At 67.0% G+C, this 23,275-nt stretch carries 15 protein-coding genes; 12 read left to right on the forward strand and 3 right to left on the reverse strand.

The features are described 5' to 3' along the window. Positions 1-226 precede the first annotated feature (226 nt). The gene (gene gbcA / locus ACIGFL_RS15020) at positions 227-1,516 is read right to left on the reverse strand and encodes a glycine-betaine demethylase subunit GbcA (RefSeq protein WP_021443787.1); all 1,290 of its coding nucleotides are present in this window, start codon (positions 1,514-1,516) and stop codon (positions 227-229) included. A 324-nt stretch (positions 1,517-1,840) separates the two neighbouring features. On the opposite strand from gbcA, the gene gbcB reads away from it, so the two are divergent. Further along, a complete protein-coding gene (gene gbcB / locus ACIGFL_RS15025; protein WP_397497721.1) occupies positions 1,841-2,944 on the forward strand; it encodes a glycine-betaine demethylase subunit GbcB in 1,104 nt (367 codons plus the stop codon). Between the two features lie 277 nt (positions 2,945-3,221). Further along, the gene (locus tag ACIGFL_RS15030; RefSeq protein WP_397497722.1) at positions 3,222-7,286 is read left to right on the forward strand and encodes an autotransporter-associated beta strand repeat-containing protein; all 4,065 of its coding nucleotides are present in this window, start codon (positions 3,222-3,224) and stop codon (positions 7,284-7,286) included. Positions 7,287-7,376: 90 nt separating this feature from the next. Here ACIGFL_RS15030 and ACIGFL_RS15035 read toward each other — a convergent pair whose 3' ends face one another. Next, positions 7,377-8,417, reverse strand: coding sequence for a low specificity L-threonine aldolase (locus ACIGFL_RS15035; protein ID WP_397497723.1), 1,041 nt, complete (start codon positions 8,415-8,417; stop codon positions 7,377-7,379). A gap of 230 nt (positions 8,418-8,647) precedes the next feature. Here ACIGFL_RS15035 and ACIGFL_RS15040 point away from each other — a divergent pair, with 230 nt between their 5' ends. The 8 genes from ACIGFL_RS15040 (at position 8,648) to fdhA (ending at position 18,877) form a co-directional block, all read left to right on the forward strand. After that, positions 8,648-8,947 (forward strand): hypothetical protein, encoded by a 300-nt coding sequence (locus ACIGFL_RS15040; protein WP_122109618.1) that lies wholly within the window; start codon positions 8,648-8,650, stop codon positions 8,945-8,947. A gap of 855 nt (positions 8,948-9,802) precedes the next feature. After that, entirely contained in the window at positions 9,803-11,056 is a 1,254-nt protein-coding gene (gene glyA / locus ACIGFL_RS15045) for a serine hydroxymethyltransferase (RefSeq protein WP_397497724.1), read from the forward strand. A 66-nt stretch (positions 11,057-11,122) separates the two neighbouring features. Continuing rightward, positions 11,123-12,373 carry a sarcosine oxidase subunit beta family protein gene (locus ACIGFL_RS15050; protein WP_397497725.1) on the forward strand — a complete coding sequence of 417 codons (1,251 nt, stop codon included), beginning with the start codon at positions 11,123-11,125 and terminating at the stop codon, positions 12,371-12,373. A gap of 55 nt (positions 12,374-12,428) precedes the next feature. Further along, positions 12,429-12,755, forward strand: coding sequence for a sarcosine oxidase subunit delta (locus tag ACIGFL_RS15055; protein ID WP_397497726.1), 327 nt, complete (start codon positions 12,429-12,431; stop codon positions 12,753-12,755). Continuing rightward, on the forward strand, positions 12,752-15,769 hold the full coding sequence (locus tag ACIGFL_RS15060; protein WP_397497727.1) for a sarcosine oxidase subunit alpha: 3,018 nt from the start codon (positions 12,752-12,754) through the stop codon (positions 15,767-15,769). The genes ACIGFL_RS15055 and ACIGFL_RS15060 overlap by 4 nt, the downstream gene beginning before the upstream one ends. Further along, on the forward strand, positions 15,762-16,391 hold the full coding sequence (locus tag ACIGFL_RS15065; RefSeq protein WP_031303135.1) for a sarcosine oxidase subunit gamma: 630 nt from the start codon (positions 15,762-15,764) through the stop codon (positions 16,389-16,391). Before ACIGFL_RS15060 ends, ACIGFL_RS15065 begins: the two co-directional genes overlap by 8 nt. 145 nt (positions 16,392-16,536) lie before the next feature. Then, positions 16,537-17,400, forward strand: a complete 864-nt coding sequence (gene purU, locus ACIGFL_RS15070) for a formyltetrahydrofolate deformylase (protein WP_122110102.1) — start codon at positions 16,537-16,539, stop codon at positions 17,398-17,400. Positions 17,401-17,677: 277 nt separating this feature from the next. Further along, a complete protein-coding gene (fdhA, locus tag ACIGFL_RS15075) occupies positions 17,678-18,877 on the forward strand; it encodes a formaldehyde dehydrogenase, glutathione-independent (RefSeq protein ID WP_397497728.1) in 1,200 nt (399 codons plus the stop codon). Between the two features lie 128 nt (positions 18,878-19,005). Here fdhA and ACIGFL_RS15080 read toward each other — a convergent pair whose 3' ends face one another. Beyond that, positions 19,006-19,896: an acyltransferase gene (locus tag ACIGFL_RS15080; protein ID WP_397497729.1), complete on the reverse strand. Its 891-nt coding sequence runs from the start codon at positions 19,894-19,896 to the stop codon at positions 19,006-19,008. 165 nt (positions 19,897-20,061) lie between these two features. Between ACIGFL_RS15080 and ACIGFL_RS15085 the strand changes: the two genes are divergently transcribed. Continuing rightward, positions 20,062-20,574 carry an ATP-dependent zinc protease gene (locus tag ACIGFL_RS15085; protein WP_397497730.1) on the forward strand — a complete coding sequence of 171 codons (513 nt, stop codon included), beginning with the start codon at positions 20,062-20,064 and terminating at the stop codon, positions 20,572-20,574. Between the two features lie 276 nt (positions 20,575-20,850). Further along, on the forward strand, positions 20,851-22,881 hold the full coding sequence (locus ACIGFL_RS15090) for a methyl-accepting chemotaxis protein (RefSeq protein WP_397497731.1): 2,031 nt from the start codon (positions 20,851-20,853) through the stop codon (positions 22,879-22,881). The last annotated feature ends 394 nt before the right edge of the window (positions 22,882-23,275 follow it).

Here is a 23,275-nt window from a genome sequence, read left to right on the forward strand (position 1 = left end):
CGCGGCCTTGGTCTCCCGCTCTTCCTGTTTTGTTGGGGGCAGGGATTCTCGCGACTAAATCGGTTCGCCGTCCGCCGCTCCTAGCGTTTGGGCGTGGCGCCGCCAAAAGAAAGCCCCGGCATCCGCCAGGATGCCGGGGCCTGCAGGCTGATTCAGCCGCGCCGTGGACGACAGGCCAGCAGCCCGTAGGCCGCCAAGCCGATCACCAGCAGCAGGCTCAGCGTCATCACTCGCCGGCCACCTGGCGCAACTGCGCCGGGGCTTCGCCGAGGTTGTTGAGCATGCGTTCGCTGTACCAGTCGATGAAGTTGACCACGCCGAACTCGTAGGTCTTCGAGTAGGGGCCGGGCTGGTAGGCGGTGGAGTTGATGCCGCGCTGGTTTTCCTCGCCGAGGCGACGGTCCTGGTCGTTGGTGGCGTCCCACACCTGACGCAGGCGCTCGACGTCGTAATCGACGCCTTCCACCGCGTCCTTGTGCACCAGCCACTTGGTGATCACCACCGTTTCCTGGGCGCTGATCGGCCACACGGTGAAGTTGATCAGGTGGTCGCCCATGCAGTGGTTCCACGAATGGGGCAGGTGGAGGATGCGCATGGAGCCCAGGTCCGGGTTCTTGATCCGCCCCATCAGCTTCTTGCAGCCCTGCTTGCCGTCCATGGTCATGGACACGGTGCCCTTGAGCAGCGGCATGCGTACGATGCGGTTACGCAGGCCGAAGCCGGCATGCGCGTAGGGAATCTTCTCCGCGTCCCAGGCGGCGGCGCATTCGGCGACGTGATCCTTGAATTCCTGGGTCGCGCGCGGGTCGTTGGTGTCGTCCCACTCCAGCAGGGTGTTGAGCAGCTCCGGGTGCGAGCCGTTGCAGTGGTAGCACTCGCGGTTGTTCTCGATCACCAGCTTCCAGTTGGCTTTCTCCTTCATGGTGCTCTGCACCGCGACCTTGGTGTTCTCCATGTCGTACGGCTCCATGTAGTGAGCCAGGGTGGCGAGGAACTCGTCGATCGCCGGCGGGTTTTCCGCCAGGCTGATGAAGATGAAACCACCGGCGCTCTTGCAGTGCACCGGCTTGAGGCTGTAGTCCTTGAGGTCGAAGTCGGCGCCCATCTCGGTGCCGGCGAACAGCAGGCGGCCGTCCAGTTCATAGGTCCACTGGTGGTAGGGGCAGACCAGCTTGGCCACCTTGCCCTTGTCGCTCACGCACAGGCGCGAGCCGCGGTGGCGGCAGACGTTGTGGAAGGCATGGATCTGCCCCTCGGCGCCGCGGACCACGAGAATCGGGTTGTCGCCGAGCTGCAGGGTGAGGAAGTTGCCCTTGGCCGGGATTTCGCAGGTCATGCCGGCGATCAACCACTCCTTGTGGAAGATCTCCTGCATGTCGATCTGGAACAGCCGCTCGTCGTTGTAGAAGGGTTGTGGCAGCGAGAAGGTGCGCTCGCGCTCGCGCAGCATGCCGGCGGTGGCCTTGCGTGCGGGCTCCAGCGGGTCGCCCAGGCTCAGGGTGTGGGTGCAGTCCATCGGTGACTCCTCATGGCTGGCGCGGGGGCGGCAGCCGCAAAAGTGGCTGATACGGTGGTGACGCAAGGCGTTGTGGCGGCTGCTGCGAGCGGTTCGGCGGCCGCGCGTTGTCGGGTTTGCTCTGAGGCTGAGTGTGGATTCGCCGCGCCGCGAAACCTTATCCATGGGCGACATGGCCGAATGCGTTTCCGACGCGCCAGGCCCCGTGCCAAGCGGCAGGTCGCGATGAGCATGCCGATGTCGCTGGCAGATAAATGAGGGCCCGCGGCGTTTCGCACAATCGATGCCATATAGGCCGATGTCCGGCCGCGTGGAGAGCCGTTCATGACCACCAACGCCTTCCTCAACCCGGTTACCACCCAGACCTGGAGCAACGGCCGCCATCTGGTGCGTTGCGTCAAGGTGATCCAGGAAACCTGGGACGTGCGCACCTTCTGTTTCATGGCCGATCAGCCGGTACTGTTCTTCTTCAAGCCGGGACAGTTCGTCACCCTGGAGCTGGAGATCGAGGGTGCGCCGATCATGCGCTCCTACACCATCTCCAGCTCGCCGTCGGTGCCCTACAGCTTCTCCATCACCGTCAAGCGGGTGCCGGGCGGCAAGGTGTCGAACTGGCTGCACGACAACCTCAACGAGGGCGACCAACTGCCGGTGCACGGTCCGGTGGGGCTGTTCAACGCCATCGATTTCCCCTCCGACAAGGTGCTGCTGCTGTCCGGCGGCGTCGGCATCACCCCGGTGATGTCGATGGCGCGCTGGTTCTTCGACACCAACGGTGCGGTGGACATGTGCTTCGTGCACAGCGCGCGCACGCCCAAGGACATCATCTACCACCGCGAATTGCGCCACATGGCCTCGCGCATCAACAACTTCAAGCTGCACCTGATCTGCGAGAAGTACGAGATCGGCGAAACCTGGTCCGGCTACCGCGGTTACCTCAACCAGAAGATGCTGGAGCTGATCGCCCCGGACTTCATGGAGCGTGAGGTGTTCTGCTGCGGCCCGACGCCCTATATGAGTGCGGTCAAGCGCCTGCTCGAGGCCAACGGCTTCGACATGCGTCGTTACCACGAGGAATCCTTCGGCGCGACGCCGCCCGAGGCCAAGGCCGATGCCCTGGAGCACGCCGCCGAGGCCGCCGACGCGCCGGAGATACCGGCGGCCGACCTCAACCAGGTGGAGTTCGTCAGCACCGGCAAGAGCATCCGCGTCGCCCCCGGCGAAACCGTGCACGCCGCCGCCGCCAAGCTCGGCCTGCACATCCCCAAGGCGTGCGGCATGGGCATCTGCGGCACCTGCAAGGTGATGAAGACCGCCGGCGAGGTGGACATGGAGCACAACGGCGGGATCACCGACGAGGACGTTGCCGAGGGCTACATCCTGTCCTGCTGCAGCGTGCCCAAGGGTGACGTGGCGATCGATTACTGAGTGGCGCCCGGCGCTGGCGGCTGGCGGGGATTTGGCTAGTCTTCACAGGGCTCCCGGCGCGTAGTCTTCATCCCGCAGTAGAGGTGTTCCCAGGGGCATGGGCGGGAACGGACGGCGTTCGTTCCCTTTGCCGGGGCTGCATGCGGCGCGCAAGTCGCGCAGCTGTTTCCCCATATTGCGTGCAGGGGGCCTCGGGATGGGGTGCAACAAAAGACGCGGGCGGGGGGCGGTGCGGGCTGGCGGCCGTCTTCCCTGGGCGGTGCTGGTGTGTGGCGGGGTGGCCTTGAATGCGCTGGCCCTGCCGGCGGCGGCCATCGATTTCAACGGCAACGAATCGGCCGGCGACGCCGTCATCGACAACACCATCGAAGGCGTCAATTTCAACGACCAGAGCACGGCCGGCAGCGCCACCATCACCAACAGTTTCAGTGGCCTGACCTTCTTCAACGATCAGAGCACGGCCGGCAGCGCGACTATCCGCAGCGAGAACGGCGGCGCGACGATCTTCGCCGGGCAGAGCAGCGCTGGCAATGCGCTGATCATCAGTGGCGAGGAGGGTCGCACGCTCTTCACCGACAACAGCGACGGGGGCACGGCCCGGCTGGTCGCGGAGAACAGCGGCGTGGTCGACTTCTCCGAGGCGCAGGGGCCCGATGGTGCGGGGCGCTTCAGCGTCGGCTCGATCGAGGGCAACGGTAGTTTCGAACTCGGTTCGGCAGTGGTGGCGGTCGGCAGCAACAACCTGAATACGCAGGTGACCGGCTCCCTCAGCGGCGATGTGGACGGCACCCTGATCAAGGTCGGTAGCGGCACGCTGACGGTGCGCGGCGAGAACGCCAACAGCTTCGCTAGCGCCATTCGCATCGAGGGCGGGCTGATCAACTTCGACGGCGGCGACAGCCTGGGCAGCGGCAGCATCGTGCTTGATGGCGGCGGGCTGCAGTGGGGCGATGCCTCCTCCTTCGATATTTCCTCGCGGCTCGAGGCGCTGGGCGCAGCGGGTGGCACCTTCGATACCAACGGCAACGATGTGCTGCTCTCTGGCGCCATCGGCGGCAGTGGCTCGCTGACTAAAACCGGCGCGGGCGTACTCGACCTGCTGGGGCCGGCCAGCTACAGCGGCGCCACCATAGTCCAGGCCGGCACCCTGCGTCAGGGCAGCAGCGGGGGCTTCGTGCAGAACGGCGCCTATGTCATCGATGGCGGCGCGCTCGACCTCAACAGTGTCGGCCTGAGCATGGGGTCGCTGTCCGGCAGCGGCGGTCAGGTGCTGCTGGGTAGCGCCGATCTGGTGGTCGATCAGGCCCTTGATACCAGCTACGCGGGCGCTATCAGCGGCAGCGGCGGCCTATCCAAGCTGGGGGCAGGACTGTTGCTGCTCGAGGGCGAGAACGACTACAGCGGCCTCACCCAGGTGGGCGACGGCACGCTGCGTCAGGGCGGTGCGGGGGCCTTCGTCGCCGGCGGCAGCTACCTGGTCAGTGGCGGCGTGCTCGATCTCAACGGCTTCGATCTGAGCATGGGCTCGCTGTCCGGCAGCGGCGGCGAGGTGGCACTGGGCGGCGCCGACCTGACCCTGGTGCAGACGTCGGACAGCAGTTTTTCCGGCGTGATCAGCGGCAGCGGCGGCCTGATCAAGCAGGGCGATGGGCTGTTGCTGCTATCCGGCGCCAACAGTTACAGCGGCACCACCCGGATCGACGGCGGTACCTTGCGCCAGGGCGCGGCCGGCGCCTTGGCCGGAGGCGACTACGCCATCAACGCCGGGGTACTCGACCTCAATGGCTTCGACCTGGACATGGGCTCGCTGTCCGGCAGCGGCGGCGAAGTGGCGCTGGGCGCCGCCAACCTGGGCATCGAGCAGGCAGTGGACGGCACCTTCTCCGGGGTGATCGGCGGCAGCGGCGGATTGCGCAAGTCTGGCGACGGGACGCTGGTGCTGGCCGGCGCCAACAGCTATGGCGGCGTAACCCAGGTCACCGGTGGCACGCTGCGCCAGGGCAGTGCCGGCGCATTCGTCGATGGCGGGGTCTATGTGGTCGAGTTCGGCGTCCTCGATCTCAACGGTTTCGACCTGAGCATGAGCGCGCTGACCGGTGGCGGAGGCGAAGTGGCGCTGGGTTCCGCAGACCTGACCCTGGCCATGGAGTCGAGCGGCAACTTTTCCGGTTCGATCAGCGGCAGCGGCAGCCTGATCAAGCAGGGCGACGGCTTGTTGATGTTGTCTGGCGACAGCAGTTACAGCGGCGCCACGCAACTGCGCGGCGGCACCCTGCTGCAGGGCAGTCCCGGGGCATTCGTCTCGGGTGGCGACTACGTCATCGATGGCGGCGTGCTCGACCTCAACGACTTCGCCCTGAGCATGGGCTCGCTGTCCGGCAACGGCGGCGAGGTGGCGCTGGGCAGCGCCGACCTGACCCTGGTGCAGGCCGTCGACGGCAGCTTCCTCGGCGTCATCAGCGGCAGCGGCGGCCTGATCAAGCAGGGCGGCGGGACGTTGACGCTGTCCGGCAACAACAGCTACAGCGGTGTTACGCGGGTGGAGGCTGGCACCTTGCGCCAGGATTCGGCCGGCGGCCTGGTGTCCGGTGGGGCCTATGAGCTGGGCGGCGGAGTGCTGGATCTCGGCGGTTTCGACCTGAGCATGAGTGCACTGGCGGGCGCCGGCGGGCAGGTGGCGCTGAGTGGTGCGACGCTGACGGTCGATCAGGCGAGCGATACCAGCTTCGCCGGCGCCATCCTCGGTTCGGGGGCCTTCATCAAGGATGGCCCCGGTACGCTCGACCTCGGCGGCAGCCACGGCATCGATGGCATCACCGAAGTCCGCGGTGGCACCCTGGCGGTCAATGGCTCGCTGCTTTCCGCTATCCAGGTGCAGAGCGGTGGCACCCTGGGTGGTGCCGGCAGCGTCGGCAACGTACTGGTCAACAGCGGTGGCGCCCTGGCGCCGGGCAACTCCATCGGCACGCTGAACGTCGCCGGTGACCTGATCTTCAGCCCCGGCTCGGTCTACCAGGTGGAGACCGATGCCGCCGGCAATGCCGATCAGGTGCTGGTCAGCGGCCTGGCCAGCCTGGCCGGCACCGTGCAGGTGCTGGCGGAGAACGGCACCTACGCGCCGGCCACCAGCTACGGCATCCTCAGCGCCGGGCAGTTGAGCGGCCAGTTCGACAGCGTCAGCTCCAACCTGGCCTTTCTCGACCCCAGCCTGAGCTACGCCGGCAACGCCGTGACCCTGACCCTGACGCGCAACGACACCAGCTTCTCCAGCCTGGCGCGTACCCCCAACCAGCTGGCTTTCGCTCAAGCGGCCGAGAGCCTGGACGAGGACAACGAGGTCTACCGCACCCTGCTCGACCTGGGCGAGGACGAGGTGGCCGACACCTTCAACAAGCTGTCCGGCGACGCTCATGCCAGCATCGCCTCGGCGGTGATGTTCGACGACCTCAACCTGTCGCGTGCGCCGCTGGGCAACCTGCGCCGCAACCTCGCCTCGCCCGAGCGCGCGCTGCCCTACTGGGTGCAGGTGGGCGGCGGGCGCCAGCGCATCGACGACGACGGCAACGCCGGCGAGATCATCCAGGATCACGAGAGCATGCTGTTCGGTGGCGACTGGCCGGTATACGGCGACTGGCGCCTGGGTGGCGCCTTCGGCTACGGCCAGGAGCAGCTGGATGTCGATTCGCGTGACGCCAAGGCCGACTCCGACAGCTACCGCTACGCGCTGTACGGCGGCCGCGATGTCGAACTGTCGCGAGGTACGCTCAAGCTGTTCGGCGGTGGCGGCTACAGCCAGCACCAGATCGACAGCCAGCGCGACGTGCGCCTGATCGACGGCCCGGAGCGCCTGACCCGCCAGTACGACGTCAACACCGCGCAGGGCTTCGGCGAGCTGGCCTGGCACCTGAAGTTCGACGAGCCGGCCTATGTCGAGCCCTTCGTCGGCCTGCTGCTGATCGACCAGCGCAGCGACAGCTTCAGCGAGCAGGGCGGAGCCGCCGCACTGTCTGCGGACAGCCAGCGCAACGAGCTGCTCAGCACCAGCCTTGGTGTGCGCGGCCAGCAGCTGTTCCAGCTGGCCGAGCGCGATCTGCTGCTCAACGGCTCGTTCACCTGGCGGCAGATCAACGGCGACCTGCGCCCGGAACTGGACCTGCAATTGGAGGGCGGCGACAAGTTTCGCGTGTTGGGTACCGAGTTACCGCGCAACAGCTTCCTGGTCGAGCTCAACCTCGACTACTCGATCACCCCGAACATCGTCCTCGACGTCGATTACAACGGCGTGTTCAGCGACAGCAGCGAAGCCAACAATATCGCCTTCAACCTGCGCTGGAAGATGTAGGCCGGTGCGCCGCGGGCGCCGCGCGTACCGGCCTTACTGGCGTCGCGCCGCGGCGCCAGCCGTAAGCGCCTAGGTGGAGGGGGCCTGCACTCAGGCGCTCATCACCTCGCGGATATCGGCCGCCAGCTGGCGCACCCGCGTCTCGTCGGTGTCCCAGCTGCACATGAAGCGAGCGCCGCCGGCGCCGATGAAGGTGTAGAAGCGCCAGCCGCGGGCGGTGAGGGCGGCGAGCGCCGGTTCCGACAGTTGCAGGAACACGCCATTGGCCTCAACCGGGAACATCAGGCTGACGCCGGGCACGTCTTCGACCAGCGAGGCCAGCAACTGGGCGCAGCGGTTGGCATGGCCGGCGTAGCGCAGCCAGGCGTCGTCCTGCAGGATGCCGACCCAGGGCGCCGACAGGTAGCGCATCTTCGAGGCCAGCTGGCCGGCCTGCTTGCAGCGGTAGTCGAAGTCCTCGGCCAGGGCCTTGTTGAAGAACAGGATGGCCTCGCCCACCGCCATGCCGTTCTTGGTGCCGCCGAAGCACAGCACATCGACGCCGGCCTTCCAGGTCAGCTCGGCCGGGCTGCAGCCGAGGGAGGCGCAGGCGTTGGAGAAGCGCGCGCCGTCCATGTGCAGGTTCAGCCCCAGCTCCTTGCAGGTCTGGCTGATCGCGCGCACCTCGTCCGGGCGGTACACGGTGCCGACCTCGGTGGCCTGGGTCAGGGTCACCACGCGCGGCTTGGGGTAGTGGATGTCCTGGCGCTTGAGCGCCACTTCGCGGATCGCCGCGGGCGTCAGCTTGCCGTTCTCGGTACGCGCTAGCAGCAGCTTGGAACCGTTGGAGAAGAATTCCGGGGCGCCGCATTCGTCGGTCTCGACGTGGGCGGTCTCCGAGCAGATCACGCTGTGGTAGCTCTGGCACAGCGAGGCCAGGGCCAGGGAGTTGGCTGCGGTGCCGTTGAAGGCGAAGAACACCTCGCAGTCGGTCTCGAACAGGCGGCGGAAGTGGTCGGCGGCGCGCGCCGTCCATTCGTCGTCGCCATAGGCGCGCTGGTGGCCCTGGTTGGCCTCGGCCATGGCGGCCCAGGCCTCGGGGCAGATGCCGGAATAGTTGTCGCTGGCAAATTGCTGGGCGTTGTCGGGCATGGGGCGTTCCTTCTCGAGCGGGGCCGGCAGGGAGCACCGGCGGATGGCGCTACTTTACTCCGCGCGGGCCCTGGCCTGGGGCCGCCAGGGCGACAACTTGTTGTGTTCATGCGTACTGCAGGGTCGCTATCCGGACCACCGTTCGACCAATCGGCGGAACTCATGGCGACGCCGGGGGTTCACAACCCCAGGGCGGCGGTTTGCCGCCTGTCATCGAAAAGGAGTGTCTTATGAACCATCGCCACCTGCTCGCCTTCGCCCTGCCGCTGGCCGTTGCCCTGCCGTTGTCTGCGGCCGAGTGGACGGCGCAGGCGAAAACCGAATTCGTTCAGCACTGCATCAACGGCGCGCCGGCCGGCTACGAGCAGCCGCAGCTGCAGGCCTATTGCGACTGCGCCGCCGACAAGGTCAGTCGGGAGTTCAGCGAGGCCGAAGTGCAGGCGATCAGTCGCCAGTCGCCGCCCGATGCGGCGCTGCAGCAGCGTCTGGTCGAAGCCACCGGCAGCTGCGCCGGCAAGCTCAAGCCCTAGGTCAATGCCCTAAGCCAAAGCGCGCGGCTGGCGATACCCTGCGGGGTGGCCTGGTGCGCTGACGGTGGTGCGGCGTGATTGGCCCTGGAGGAGCCGGCTTGCCGGCGCTCCTGTGCCGCGATTGCCGGCAGGAGTCAGGCATCCCCGCGGCTTCTCCAGGTTCTGCCGCTTGATTGAGCAAATAACGCGCGCCCGGGCCCAGGCCCCGCAGGGCCTGGCCTGGCGCCGCCTGCCCACAGGCTGTGCACAGAACGGCGCACAGCATTTGTGCACAAGCATCTTCTATCTAATTGATTCTGCTCGATTTTTGCACGATTGCCGGAAGGCCCTGTGCGGCCTGGGTTGCAGCCTGGGCCGAACAGCCTATGCACAGTTTGCTCCACAGCATCTGTGCATAGTCCACCGCGCCGCAGCCTGGCGCCGGCTGTCGCGGGTGGATAAGTCGCCGCGCCGTCGCGCCTGGCTGTTTCTCGGCCAGCCGCGGCAAGTCCAGTGCCGGTAGGGGCTGGCGCCGACTGATCACAGCTTATACACAGCCTGGTGCACAGTATCTGTGCATGGTCTGATCTATTAACTGCTTGATATCGTTCAATAAATACACGATTCACGGCAGGCCTTGATGGGCCTGGCCCGGCGGCTTCTGCGCACGGCTTATCCACAGCTTGATCCCCGTTAATTGTGCGTAGCGCGGCCCCGCAGAGGGCGCGCCTGTTTGCGACAGCGGCATGTCGCAAACGAATGCCCTTGCGGCGTTGGCAGGCATCTGGGGTGCCAGGGGCGGCCATACCATCGCTGCACAGGCCATTCGCGCCCCCGTCCAATACCGCTGCCTTCGGGCGCCGCAGGAGAATCGAGATGTTCAGCAAGCAGGATCAGATCCAGGGTTACGACGATGAATTGCTCGCCGCCATCGACCAGGAAGAGCGTCGTCAGGAAGACCATATCGAGCTGATCGCCTCGGAAAACTACTGCAGCCAGCGCGTGATGGAGGCCCAGGGCAGCGGGCTGACCAACAAGTATGCCGAGGGCTATCCGGGCAAGCGTTATTACGGTGGTTGCGAGTACGTCGACAAGGTCGAGCAGCTTGCCATCGATCGCGCCAAGCAGCTGTTCGGCGCCGACTTCGCCAACGTCCAGCCGCACTCCGGTTCGTCCGCCAACGCCGCTGTCTATCTGGCGCTGCTCAATGCCGGTGACACCATTCTCGGCATGAGCCTGGCTCACGGTGGCCACCTGACCCACGGTGCCAAGGTGTCGTCCTCGGGCAAGCTGTACAACGCCGTGCAGTATGGCCTGAACCCGGCCACCGGCCTGATCGACTACGACGAGGTCGAGCGCCTGGCTGTCGAGCACAAGCCGAAGATGATCGTTGCCGGCTTCTCCGCCTACTCCAAGACCCTGGATTTCCCGCGTTTCCGCGCCATCGCCGACAAGGTTGGCGCGCTGCTGTTCGTCGACATGGCTCACGTTGCCGGTCTGGTTGCCGCTGGCCTGTATCCGAACCCGATTCCCTTCGCCGACGTGGTCACCACCACCACCCACAAGACCTTGCGCGGCCCGCGTGGTGGTCTGATCCTGGCCAAGGCCAACGAAGAGATCGAGAAGAAGCTCAACTCCGCCGTGTTCCCGGGCGCCCAGGGCGGCCCGCTGATGCACGTCATCGCCGCCAAGGCGGTGTGCTTCAAGGAAGCCATGGAGCCTGAGTTCAAGGCTTACCAGCAGCAGGTGATCGACAACGCTCAGGCTATGGCCAAGGTCTTCGTCGAGCGCGGTTACGAGGTGGTTTCCGGTGGTACCGACAACCACCTGTTCCTGCTCAGCCTGATCAAGCAGGGCCTGACCGGTAAGGAGGCCGATGCTGCCCTGGGTCGCGCCGGCATTACCGTGAACAAGAACGCCGTGCCGAACGACCCGCAGTCGCCGTTCGTGACCTCCGGTATCCGTATCGGTACCCCGGCCGTCACCACCCGTGGCTTCAAGGTCGCCCAGTGCCAGGCGCTGGCTGGCTGGATCTGCGACATCCTCGACCACCTCGGCGATGCCGATGTCGAGGCGCAGGTGGCCAAGCTGGTCGCCGGGCTGTGCGCGGATTACCCGGTCTATCGCTAAGCCAACCTTCTCGCTCGGTCCCTCTCGCGCAGTCGCGAGAGGGCAGTAGAACCCTGGAGCATGCCCATGCAACGTTATTCCGGCTTCGGCCTGTTCAAGCACTCGTTCAGCCATCATGAGAACTGGCAGCGCATGTGGCGTAATCCAACGCCCAAGCCGGTTTACGACGTGATCATCGTCGGCGGTGGCGGCCATGGCCTGGCCACAGCCTACTACCTGGCCAAGGAATTCGGCGTGAAGAACGTCGCCGTGGTGGAGAAGGGCTGGCTTGGCGGTGGCAACACCGCGCGCAATACCACCATCGTGCGTTCCAACTACCTGTGGGACGAGTCGGCGCACCTGTACGAGCACGCGATGAAGCTGTGGGAAGGTCTGTCGCAAGACCTCAACTACAACGTCATGTTCTCCCAGCGTGGCGTGTTCAACCTCGGTCACACCCTGCAGGACATGCGTGACATCGAGCGCCGCGTCAGCGCCAACCGCCTCAACGGTATCGACGGCGAGGTGGTGGACGCCAAGCAGGTGGCGGAGATGATCCCCTACCTGGATTGCTCGAAGAACACCCGTTACCCGATTCTCGGCGCCTCGCTGCAGCGCCGTGGCGGCGTGGCCCGTCACGACGCCGTGGCCTGGGGCTTCGCCCGTGCCGCCGACGCCCTGGGTGTTGACCTGATCCAGCAGACCGAAGTGATCGGCTTCCGCAAGGAAAACGGTGCGGTGATCGGCGTGGAAACCAGCAAGGGCTTCATTGGCGCCAAGCGCGTCGGCGTGGTCGCTGCCGGTAACTCCGGGCACCTGGCCAAGCTCGCCGGCTTCCGCCTGCCGCTGGAGTCGCACCCGCTGCAGGCGCTGGTTTCCGAGCCGATCAAACCGATCATCGACACCGTGATCATGTCCAACGCCGTGCACGGCTACATCAGCCAGTCGGACAAGGGCGACCTGGTCATCGGCGCCGGTATCGACGGCTACAACGGCTACGGCCAACGCGGTTCCTACCCGACCATCGAGCACACCCTGCAGGCCATCGTCGAGATGTTCCCGGTGCTGTCGCGCGTGCGCATGAACCGCCAGTGGGGCGGCATCGTCGACACCACGCCGGATGCCTGCCCGATCATCGCCAAGACGCCGGTGAAGAACCTGTTCATCAACTGCGGTTGGGGTACCGGCGGCTTCAAGGCCACACCGGGCTCGGGCAACGTGTTCGCTGCCAGTCTGGCCAAGGGCGAGATGCATCCGCTGGCCAAGCCCTTCTCCATCGAGCGCTTCCACAACGGTGCGCTGATCGATGAGCACGGCGCGGCCGGTGTGGCGCACTGATTTTGGCGCCCTCGCTCGCTGAGAGAGGGACGATGGTTCTCTGGAGGTACCGAGCATGCTGCACATCTTCTGCCCTCACTGTGGCGAATTGCGTTCCGAAGAAGAGTTTCACGTCAGCGGCCAGGCGCACATCGCCCGCCCGCTGGACCCGAACGCCTGCACCGACGAGGAGTGGGGCGAGTACCTGTTCTTCCGCGACAACCCGCGCGGCATCCACCACGAGCTGTGGATCCACGCGGCGGGCTGCCGCCAGTACTTCAACGTCACCCGTCACACGGTGAGCTACGAAATCCTCGAAACCTACAAGATCGGCGAACGCCCCAGCGTGACTGAGGCCTCCCTCGCCGCGAAGAAGGCCGTCGACCAAGGAGTAACGGCATGAGCCAGGTCAATCGTCTTGCCCAGGGCGGCCGCATCGACCGCAGCCAGCCCCTGACTTTCAGCTTCAACGGTCAGACCTTTCAGGGTTACGCCGGCGATACCCTGGCCGCTGCCCTGCTGGCCAACGGCGTCGACGTGGTCGGCCGCAGCTTCAAGTACTCGCGTCCGCGCGGCATAGTCGCCGCCGGTGCCGAAGAGCCCAATGCCGTGCTGCAGATCGGCTCCAGCGAGGCCACCCAGATCCCCAACGTGCGTGCCACCCAGCAGGCGCTGTACCAGGGCCTGACGGCCGCCAGCACCAACGGCTGGCCGAGCGTCAACACCGACCTGATGGGCATTCTCGGCAAGGTCGGCGGCGGCATGATGCCGCCCGGCTTCTACTACAAGACCTTCATGTACCCGCAGAACCTCTGGCTGACCTACGAGAAGTACATCCGTAAGGCCGCAGGCCTGGGCCGTGCGCCGAAGGAAAACGACCCGGACATCTACGACTACATGAACCAGCACTGCGACGTGCTGGTGGTCGGCGCCGGCCCCGCCGGTCTGGCTGCGGCCCTGGCCGCCGGGCGCAGCGGCGCGCGGGTGATCCTCGCCGACGAACAGGAAGAGTTCGGCGGCAGCCTGCTCTCCACCCGCGAGACCCTCGACGGCAAGCCGGCCGCCGACTGGGCCGCCAAGGCCATCGCCGAGCTGGAAAAGATGCCGGAAGTGACCCTGCTGCCGCGCGCCACGGTCAACGGTTACCACGACCACAACTTCCTCACCATCCATCAGCGTCTCACCGATCACCTCGGCGAAGTCGCGCCCATGGGCCAGGCGCGTCAGCGCATGCACCGCGTGCGTGCCGGTCGCGTGGTGCTGGCCACCGGCGCCCATGAGCGGCCGCTGGTGTACGCCGGCAACGACGTGCCCGGCAACATGCTGGCCGATGCGGTATCCACCTACGTGCGCCGCTACGGCGTGGCACCCGGGCAGAAGCTGGTGCTGTCGACCAACAACGATTACGCCTACCGCGTGGTGCTCGACTGGCTGGACGCCGGCCTGCAGGTGGTGGCGGTCGCCGATGCGCGCAGCAACCCGCGCGGCAGCTGGGTCGAGGAAGCGCGCCGGCGTGGCGTGCGCGTGCTCACCGGCAGTGCGGTGGTCGAGGCGCGCGGCAGCAAGCGCGTCACCGGTGCGCGCATCTGCGCCATCGACCTGGCCAAGCACAAGGTCAGCAGCCCCGGCGAAATGCTCGACTGCGACCTGATCGCCAGCTCCGGCGGCTACAGCCCGGTGGTGCACCTGGCCTCGCACCTCGGCGGCCGTCCGCTGTGGCGCGAAGACATCCTCGCCTTCGTCCCCGGCGAAGGCTTCCAGAAGCGCTATTGCGCCGGTGCGGTCAACGGCGTGTTCGGCCTCGGCGACAGCCTCGCCGACGGTTTCGAGGCCGGCGCCAAGGCCGCCGCCGAAGCCGGCTTCAAGGCCGTCGCCGGCAGCCTGCCGAAGGCCGAGAAGCGCATCGAGGAAGCCGCGGTGGCGCTGTTCCAGGTGCCGCACGACAAGGGCACCGCACGGGCGCCGAAGCAGTTCGTCGACCAGCAGAACGACGTCACCGCCGCCGGCATCGAGCTGGCCACCCGCGAGGGCTTCGAGTCGGTCGAGCACGTCAAGCGCTACACCGCGCTGGGCTTCGGCACCGACCAGGGCAAGCTGGGCAACATCAACGGCCTGGCCATCGCCGCGCGTTCGCTGGGCATCAGCATCGCCGAGATGGGCACCACCATGTTCCGCCCGAACTACACCCCGGTGACCTTCGGCGCCATCGCCGGCCGTCATTGCGGCGAGCTGTTCGAGCCCAAGCGCTACACCGCCATGCACAAGTGGCACCTGGAGAACGGCGCCGAGTTCGAGGACGTCGGCCAGTGGAAGCGTCCCTGGTACTTCCCCAAGAACGGCGAGGACATGCACGCCGCCGTGGCCCGCGAGTGCCTGGCGGTGCGCAACGCGGTGGGCATCCTCGACGCCTCGACCCTGGGCAAGATCGACATCCAGGGCCCGGATGCGCGCGAGTTCCTCAACCGCGTCTACACCAACGCCTGGACCAAGCTGGACGTGGGCAAGGCCCGCTACGGCCTGATGTGCAAGGAAGACGGCATGGTCTTCGACGACGGCGTCACCGCCTGTCTGGCCGACAACCATTTCGTCATGACCACCACCACCGGCGGCGCCGCCCGGGTGATGGAGTGGCTGGAGATCTACCACCAGACCGAGTGGCCGGAGCTGAAGGTGTACTTCACCTCGGTCACCGACCACTGGGCGACCATGACCCTGTCCGGCCCCAATAGCCGCAAGCTGCTGGCGGAAGTGACGGATATCGATCTCGATAAGGACGCCTTCCCCTTCATGAGCTGGAAGGAAGGCAAGGTCGGCGGCGTACCGGCGCGGGTGTTCCGCATCTCCTTCACCGGCGAGCTGTCCTACGAGGTCAACGTGCAGGCCAACTACGCCCTCGGCGTGTGGGAGAAGATCATCGCCGCCGGCCAGAAGCACGGCCTGACCCCCTACGGCACCGAGACCATGCACGTGCTGCGTGCCGAGAAGGGTTTCATCATCATCGGCCAGGACACCGACGGCTCGGTCACCCCGGACGATCTGGGCATGGGCTGGTGCGTCGGTCGCACCAAGCCGTTCTCCTGGATCGGCTGGCGCGGCATGAACCGCGAGGACTGCCTCAAGGAAAACCGCAAGCAGCTGATCGGCCTCAAGCCCCTGGACCCGAACAAGGTCCTGCCGGAAGGCGCGCAGCTGGTGTTCGACCCCAAGCAGCCGGTGCCGATGACCATGGTCGGTCACGTCACCTCCAGCTACATGAGCGCGGCCATGGGTTACAGCTTCGCCATGGCCCTGGTGCGGGGCGGCCTCTCGCGGATCGGCGAGCGCGTGTTCGCGCCGCTGGCCGATGGCAGCGTGATCGAAGCCGAAATCGTCAGCCCCGTGTTCTATGACCCGAAAGGGGATCGCCAGAATGTCTAACGTGAACGTTTACCAGCAACGCCCCGCCGACATCGCCGGGCAATCGCCGCTGCACCACGCCGGCCTGCACGAGCTGGCCGGCAAGGGCCCCAAGCGCGCCGGGGTGACCCTGCGCGAGAAGAAGCTGCTGGGTCACCTGATCCTGCGCGGCGACGCCGACGATGCCGAGTTCGCCGGCGGCGTGCACAAGGCCCTGGGCCTGGAGCTGCCGGTGGCGCTGACCCTGGTGGCCAGCGGCGACAGCTCGCTGCAGTGGCTGGGGCCGGACGAGTGGCTGCTGATCGTGCCCGGCGGCACGGAGTTCGAGGTCGAGGCCAAGCTGCGCGAGGCGCTGGCCGGCCAGCACATTTCGGTGGTCAACGTCAGCGGCGGGCAGACCCTGCTCGAGCTGTCCGGGCCCAAGGTGCGCGAGCTGCTGATGAAGTCCAGCAGCTACGACGTGCACCCGAGCAACTTCCCGGTGGGCAAGGCGGTGGGCACGGTGTTCGCCAAGTCGCAGCTGATCATCCGTCATACCGCCGAGGAAACCTGGGAACTGCTGATCCGCCGCAGCTTCTCCGACTACTTCTGGCTGTGGCTGCAGGACGCCAGCGCCGAGTACGGGCTGGCGGTAGAAGCCTGATCGACAAGGGGCTCTGGGTAGGTTGGTGCCGAGCGCAGCGAGGCCCAACGCAGGGAGCCCCGGAAGGCCGCAGGGAGCGCCGTGCGCCCCTTGTTGGGCTTCGCAAGCTCAGCCCAACCTACGTCGTTGCGCTTTGGAGATCGACATGAGCCGCACCCCCGATACCTGGATCCTCACCGCCCACTGCCCGAGCGTGCTCGGCACGGTGGATGCGGTGACGCGCTTTCTGTTCGAGCAGCGCTGCTACGTCACCGAGCACCACAGTTTCGATGACCGGCTGTCCTCGCGCTTCTTTATCCGCGTCGAGTTCCGCCAGCCGGACGGCTTCGACGAGGCCGCCTTCCGCGCCGGCGTGGCCGAGCGCCTGGCGCCCTTCGCCATGCAGGTGGAGCTGACCCCGCCGGGCTACCGGGCCAAGGTGGTGCTGATGGTGTCCAAGGCCGACCACTGCCTGAACGACCTGCTCTACCGCCAGCGCATCGGCCAGCTGGCCATGGACGTGGTGGCGGTGGTGTCCAACCACCCGGATCTGGAGCCGCTGGCGCGCTGGCACGGCATCCCCTATCACCACTTCCCGCTCGACCCGGCCGACAAGCCGGCGCAGGAGCGCAAGGTCATGCAGGTGGTCGAGGACACCGGCGCCGAGCTGGTGGTGCTCGCCCGCTACATGCAGGTGCTGTCGCCCGAGCTGTGCCGCAAGCTGGACGGCTGGGCGATCAATATCCACCACTCGCTGCTGCCCGGCTTCAAGGGCGCCAAGCCCTACCACCAGGCCTATCAGAAGGGGGTCAAGCTGGTCGGCGCCACCGCCCACTATGTCAACGACCACCTCGACGAGGGGCCGATCATCGCCCAGGGCGTGGAGGCAGTGGACCACGCCCACTATCCCGAGGACCTGATCGCCAAGGGCCGCGACATCGAGTGCCTGACCCTGGCCCGCGCCGTCGGCTACCACATCGACCGCCGCGTGTTCCTCAACGCCAACCGCACGGTGGTGCTCAACCCCTGAGGGGCAATCGCAGTCGCGTAGGGTGGGCTTCAGCCCACAGGCTTTTTCGGTGGGCTGAAGCGGATCGCCGCCCGACCCACCCTACTCAAAACGGTCGCGAGTATCGCCGCGCGCACCGGGAGTCAACGCAAGAACATAGGTGCGCACGGCGCACCCTGCGGTCACCGCTCTGCCAGGCTTCACCGGCGGTGTCCGGCAACAGACGAAAAGCTCCAGTGCAAGGCCGCGCGGCCCGTCGGTCGCGTCTTGTATCCACAACAACAAAGGAGAGTGACGCATGTCTGGTAATCGTGGTGTGGTTTATCTCGGTACGGGCAAGGTCGAAGTGCAGAAGATCGACTACCCGAAAATGCAGGACCCGCGCGGCAAGAAGATCGAGCACGGGGTCATCCTGAAAGTGGTTTCCACCAATATCTGCGGCTCCGACCAGCATATGGTGCGCGGCCGTACCACCGCCCAGGTCGGCCTGGTGCTGGGCCACGAGATCACCGGCGAGGTGATCGAGAAGGGCCGCGACGTCGAGCGCCTGCAGATCGGCGACCTGGTTTCGGTGCCGTTCAACGTCGCCTGCGGCCGCTGCCGCAGCTGCAAGGAACAGCACACCGGCGTCTGCCTGACCGTCAACCCGGCCCGTGCCGGCGGCGCCTACGGCTACGTCGACATGGGCGACTGGACCGGCGGCCAGGCCGAATACGTGCTGGTGCCCTACGCCGACTTCAACCTGCTCAAGCTGCCGGATCGCGACAAGGCCATGGAGAAGATCCGCGACCTGACCTGCCTGTCCGACATCCTGCCCACCGGCTACCACGGCGCGGTCACCGCCGGGGTCGGCCCCGGCAGCACCGTCTACGTCGCCGGCGCCGGCCCGGTCGGCCTGGCCGCCGCCGCTTCGGCGCGTCTGCTCGGCGCCGCCGTGGTCATAGTCGGCGACGTCAACCCGGTGCGCCTGGCCCATGCCAAGGCGGTGGGCTTCGAGATCGCCGACCTGTCCAAGGACACTCCGCTGCATGAGCAGATCGCCGAGCTGCTCGGCGAGCCGGAAGTCGACTGCGCCATCGACTGCGTAGGCTTCGAGGCCCGCGGTCACGGCCATGACGGCGTGCAGCACGAGGCTCCGGCCACCGTGCTCAACTCGCTGATGCAGGTCACCCGCGTGGCCGGCAAGATCGGCATTCCCGGCCTCTACGTCACCGAAGACCCGGGCGCGGTGGACGCGGCGGCGAAGATCGGTGCCCTGAGCATCCGCTTCGGCCTCGGCTGGGCCAAGTCGCACAGCTTCCACACCGGCCAGACCCCGGTGATGAAGTACAACCGTGCGCTGATGCAGGCCATCATGTGGGATCGCATCAACATCGCCGAGGTGGTCGGCGTGCAGGTCATCAGCCTGGACCAGGCCCCCAACGGCTACCACGAGTTCGATGCCGGGGTGCCGAAGAAATTCGTCATCGACCCGCACAAGACCTTCAGCGCGGCCTGATCGCGCTGCGCTGCACGGTGGACGGGCCGCGTGCCCGTCCGCCCCGATTCAATGTTGGTGCTACGGCCAGGCGCATTGGTCCGCGCCTTTTTTCGGGAGCCTGCGGGCTCCCTTTTTTCGTGCCGGCGTCACGCGCCCTCGGCGCGAATCTGCGCGATGCGCGCGTCCTTGTCCTGCCACAACTGCGTCACCCAGCCCTGCAGGTACTGGCGAAATTCGCCGTCGTTCTCGTAGTCGCCCTGCCACAGCGCCGGGTCCAGCTCGCGGGTCTGGATATCCACTATGACCTTCGCCACCTGACCGCTGAGCAGTGCCCAGAAGCCCGGTACGTCGCGGCCCGGATAGACCAGGGTGACGTCCAGCACGGCGTCGATCTGCTCGCCCAGGGTGGCGAGGACGAAGGCCACGCCGCCGGCCTTGGGCTTGAGCAGATGCTGGTAGGGCGAGCCCTGCTGCGCCTGCTTGGCCGGGGTGAAGCGGGTGCCTTCGAGGTAGTTGACCACGGTCACCGGCAGGCGCTTGAACTTCTCGCAGGCGGCCCTGGTGATCTCCAGGTCCTTGCCCTTCATCTGCGGATTCTTCTCCAGAAACGCTTTCGAATAGCGCTTCATAAAGGGGTAGTCGAGCGCCCAGAAGGCCAGGCCGAGCAAGGGCACCCAGATCAGCTGCTGCTTGAGGAAGAACTTGAAGTAGGGCGTCTTGCGGTTGAACGCCTGCACCAGCGCCGGGATATCGACCCAGGACTGGTGGTTGCTGATCACCAGGTAGGAGCGGTCGCGGCGCAGCTCGGCGTTGCCGCGGATGTCCCAGTGGGTTGGGGTGGTCAGGGCGAAGATGCGCTTGCAGTTCTCCGCCCAGAACTCGGCCACCCACATCACCCCGCGCGAGCAGGCGTCGCGCGCCTTCTGGCCGGGCAGGACGAACTTGGCCAGGGCGATCAGCAGCAGCGGGCCGATCAGGATCAGGGTGTTGGCGAGCAACAGCACGAGGTTGGCAAGGCCGGTCAGCAGCGGGCGCATATCGACTCCATGATGGGCGGTGGCCGGCCATGATAAGCAAGGCGCGGCGCGGCCTCCAAGGGCGGCGGCGGGCCGCTTGGTAACACCTTGTCACGCCGCCCGGGGAACAGGGCGGCGCCGGGGGCGGTCGGAAATCCGGTCTATCCCCTTACAGGAGTACCGACCTTGAACCATGTCCTGATCCTGCTGGCCGCGCTGCTCAGCCTGCCGGCCCTGGCCAATCAGCAACCCACGCTGTACGGCCGTTACGAGCTGATCGCACTGCCCGAGCTGGGCCAGACCCTCAAGGCCAAGATGGACACCGGCGCCATGACCGCCTCGCTGTCGGCCAAGGACATCCAGCGCTTCGAGCGCGACGGCGAGGACTGGGTGCGCTTTCGCCTGGCGGTGGACGGCGCCGAGCAGCGTGTGCATGAGCACCCGCTGGTGCGCATCGCCGAGATCAAGACGCGCAGCGAGGAGCTGGCCGGCCAGCCGCTGAAGACGGCGGCGGCCTCGCAGCGCCCGGTGATCGAGCTGCCGGTGTGCCTGGGCGAGCAGCGGCGCACCATCGAGGTCAACCTCACCGACCGCAGCACCTTCAACTACCCCCTGCTGATCGGTGCCAGCGCCCTGCGCGATTTCGGCGCGGCGGTGAACCCCGCCGAACGCTACACCCGCGAGCGGCCGCAGTGCTGAACTAGGTTCAGTACGAAAAGTCGTCGAGCGAAGGTCAGGCAAGGCAAAAAACGGTGAGGAAGCGGAGTGTACGAGCTGTACATGAGCATTCCGAACCGATTTTTAACGAAGCATCACCGAGCGCAGGCACTTTTCGTGCAGAACCTAGACTGCGGGCACGGGGCCATAGCCCCATGCCCGCGGTCGCCGAGTGCTCCAGGATGGCGGCCTGTTTCTTGCTTGATGCAGTTTCTTACCTGGCCCGCGAGGGCCCGTGGAACTCGTTGAGGTGTCGCGATGACTGGAGTACTCAAACCGGGTGTGCGGCTGCTGGAGCGGTTCAGCTTCGCGCGCAAGTTTCAGCTGGTGTTCCTGCTGTTCGCCCTGCCGCTGGGCTACGCCCTGTGGGTGATCGGCAGCGACTACCTGGGTCGCCTGCAGGCCATCGACCACGAGCTGGAAGGCGCGCAGGCGCTGCAGTCCATGGCCCTGGTGCAGCGCGAGCTGATCGCCCAGCGCACCCTGCTGGCGCGCTGGAAGGGCACCGATAACGCCGCCGAGGGGCTGCTGCGTCAGCGCGAGGCGCAGCTCGACGAGGCCCTGCAGCAGGCCGCTGTGCCACTGCAGAGCGCGCTGATCGGCGCCCAGGCGCGCGAACATTTCCAGGCGCTGCAAGCCGAACGCGCTGGGCTTCAGGCGCAGGCCCTGGCCCCTGTGGCGTTACCGGATGCGCTGGAGCGTTACCAGAAGACCCTGCTGCACCTGCTCGCCCTGCGCGAACAGGTGGCCACCGACAGCGGCCTGATCCTCGATCCGCGCCTGGCCACCTACCTGATGATGGAGCAGCTCACCTACATCCTGCCGCGCCTGCTCGAGCAGCTCGGTACCTTCGCCGCCCAGGGCCATGGTGCGGTGGTGTCGCAGCATTTCACCCTGCAGAGCCGGGTGCTGATCCGCGACCTGCGCCGCGGCCTCGACGAGCAGCGCGCGCAGCTGATCAAGGCGCAGAGCACCCTGCAGCGCGAGGCGCCGCAGGCCATGCGCCAGCTGGCCGGGCCGTTCGAGGCGGCGCTGGCCGGCTTCGACCAGTTCCTCGCGCAGATCGACCGCGACATGTTCGAGGCCAGCCCCATGGCGCTGACCCCGGAGCAGTTCGTGCAGCGCGTCGAGGCCCTGGAGGCGCAGTTGCAGGGGTTGCAGCAAGCGGTCTACGACCAGTTCGCCGCGAGCCTGGGGCAGCATCGCCAGCGCGCGCTGCTGACCATGGTCGAGGTGATCGGCGCCTTCGTCCTGCTCACCCTGCTGGCGCTCTACGTGCTGCTGTGCCTCAACGCCTCGATCCGCCGTAGCACCGCTGGCATCATCGAAGCGGCGGAAAGCCTGCGCGACGGCGACCTGCGCGTGCGCATGCAGGTGCATGGCGCCGACGACCTGGCCTCCATCGCCCAGGCGCTGAACAGCGCCGTGGCGCAGCTGCGCGACTCGCTGCAGGGCGTCGGCCGTGAGAGCCGTCAGCTCGACGACACGGTGCAGCTGCTCGGCGGCCAGGCCCGCGACGCGCTGGATGCGGTGGAGCAGCAGCAGGCGCAGATGAGCCAGATCGCCACCGCCGCCACGCAGATGGCCGCCACCGCGCAGAGCGTGGCGCAGAGCTGCGAGCAGGCCGCGGTGGAGGCGCAGCAGACCCGCGAGGTGGCGCTGGGCAGCAACCAGCGCAGCGCCCGCACCAGCGCCAGCATGCGCCAACTCAGCAGCCGCCTGGGCGACAGCGCCGCGGCGCTGCAGCAGCTGCGCGAGCAGACCCAGCAGATCAACCGGGTGGTGGAGGTGATCAAGGGCATCGCCGAGCAGACCAACCTGCTCGCGCTCAACGCGGCAATCGAGGCGGCGCGTGCCGGCGAGGCCGGGCGCGGTTTCGCCGTGGTCGCCGACGAGGTGCGCTCGCTGTCCAAGCGCACCCAGGACTCCACCCAGGAAATCGCCCAGACGGTGGACAACCTGCAGCGCGTGGTCGGCCAGTCGGTGAGCCTGATGGAGGAGGCCTGCAGCCAGGCCGACGGCGATATCGGCAGCGTGCTGGCCATGGGCGACGACCTGCAGGCCATAGTCGAGTCGGTGCAGCGGGTCAGCGACCGCCTGGCGCAGATCGCCACCGCCGCCGAACAGCAGGCCGCCACCGCCGACGAGGTCAGCGGCAATATCCAGCAGGTCGACCAGGCCGCCGGCCAGCTGCTCGACGGCGCCCAGGCAGTGAGCAGCGCCGCCGAACAGCTGCGCCGCGGCAGCGAGGGATTGGCGCAGAACACCGGGCGTTTCCAGCTCGGTTAGCGCCGTTGCGCAGAAAACCGCCAGCCCGGCGCAGCCCCCGCGGCGCCGGGCCTGGCGGCGAGCATCCCGAGCTTATCCACAGCGCCGTCCCCAGTATCTGTGCATAGCCAGGGCTCCTGAGGGGCGCCGCACGCAGCACCTGTGACTAACCCTGCGCCACCCTCGCCGTACACAAATCGCACAATCGCCCGCAGCCCCCGGCCAGCGCCGCCTGCAGCGCATTACTCCAAGGTTATCAACAACTTGGCCCCCAGCTTCTGTGGGTTTGTGAACGTCCCTGAGGGCGCGATGTGCACCGCTGTCTCGCCTGAATGCTCGGCGCCGCGCAGAAATCAGCCAACCGCCGCCGAGCCAGACGCCGCCTGGCCCGGCGCCAACTGCTCCAAGCTTATCC

This window comes from Pseudomonas sp. NPDC077649 (assembly GCF_044542855.1).
GTDB lineage: Bacteria > Pseudomonadota > Gammaproteobacteria > Pseudomonadales > Pseudomonadaceae > Aquipseudomonas.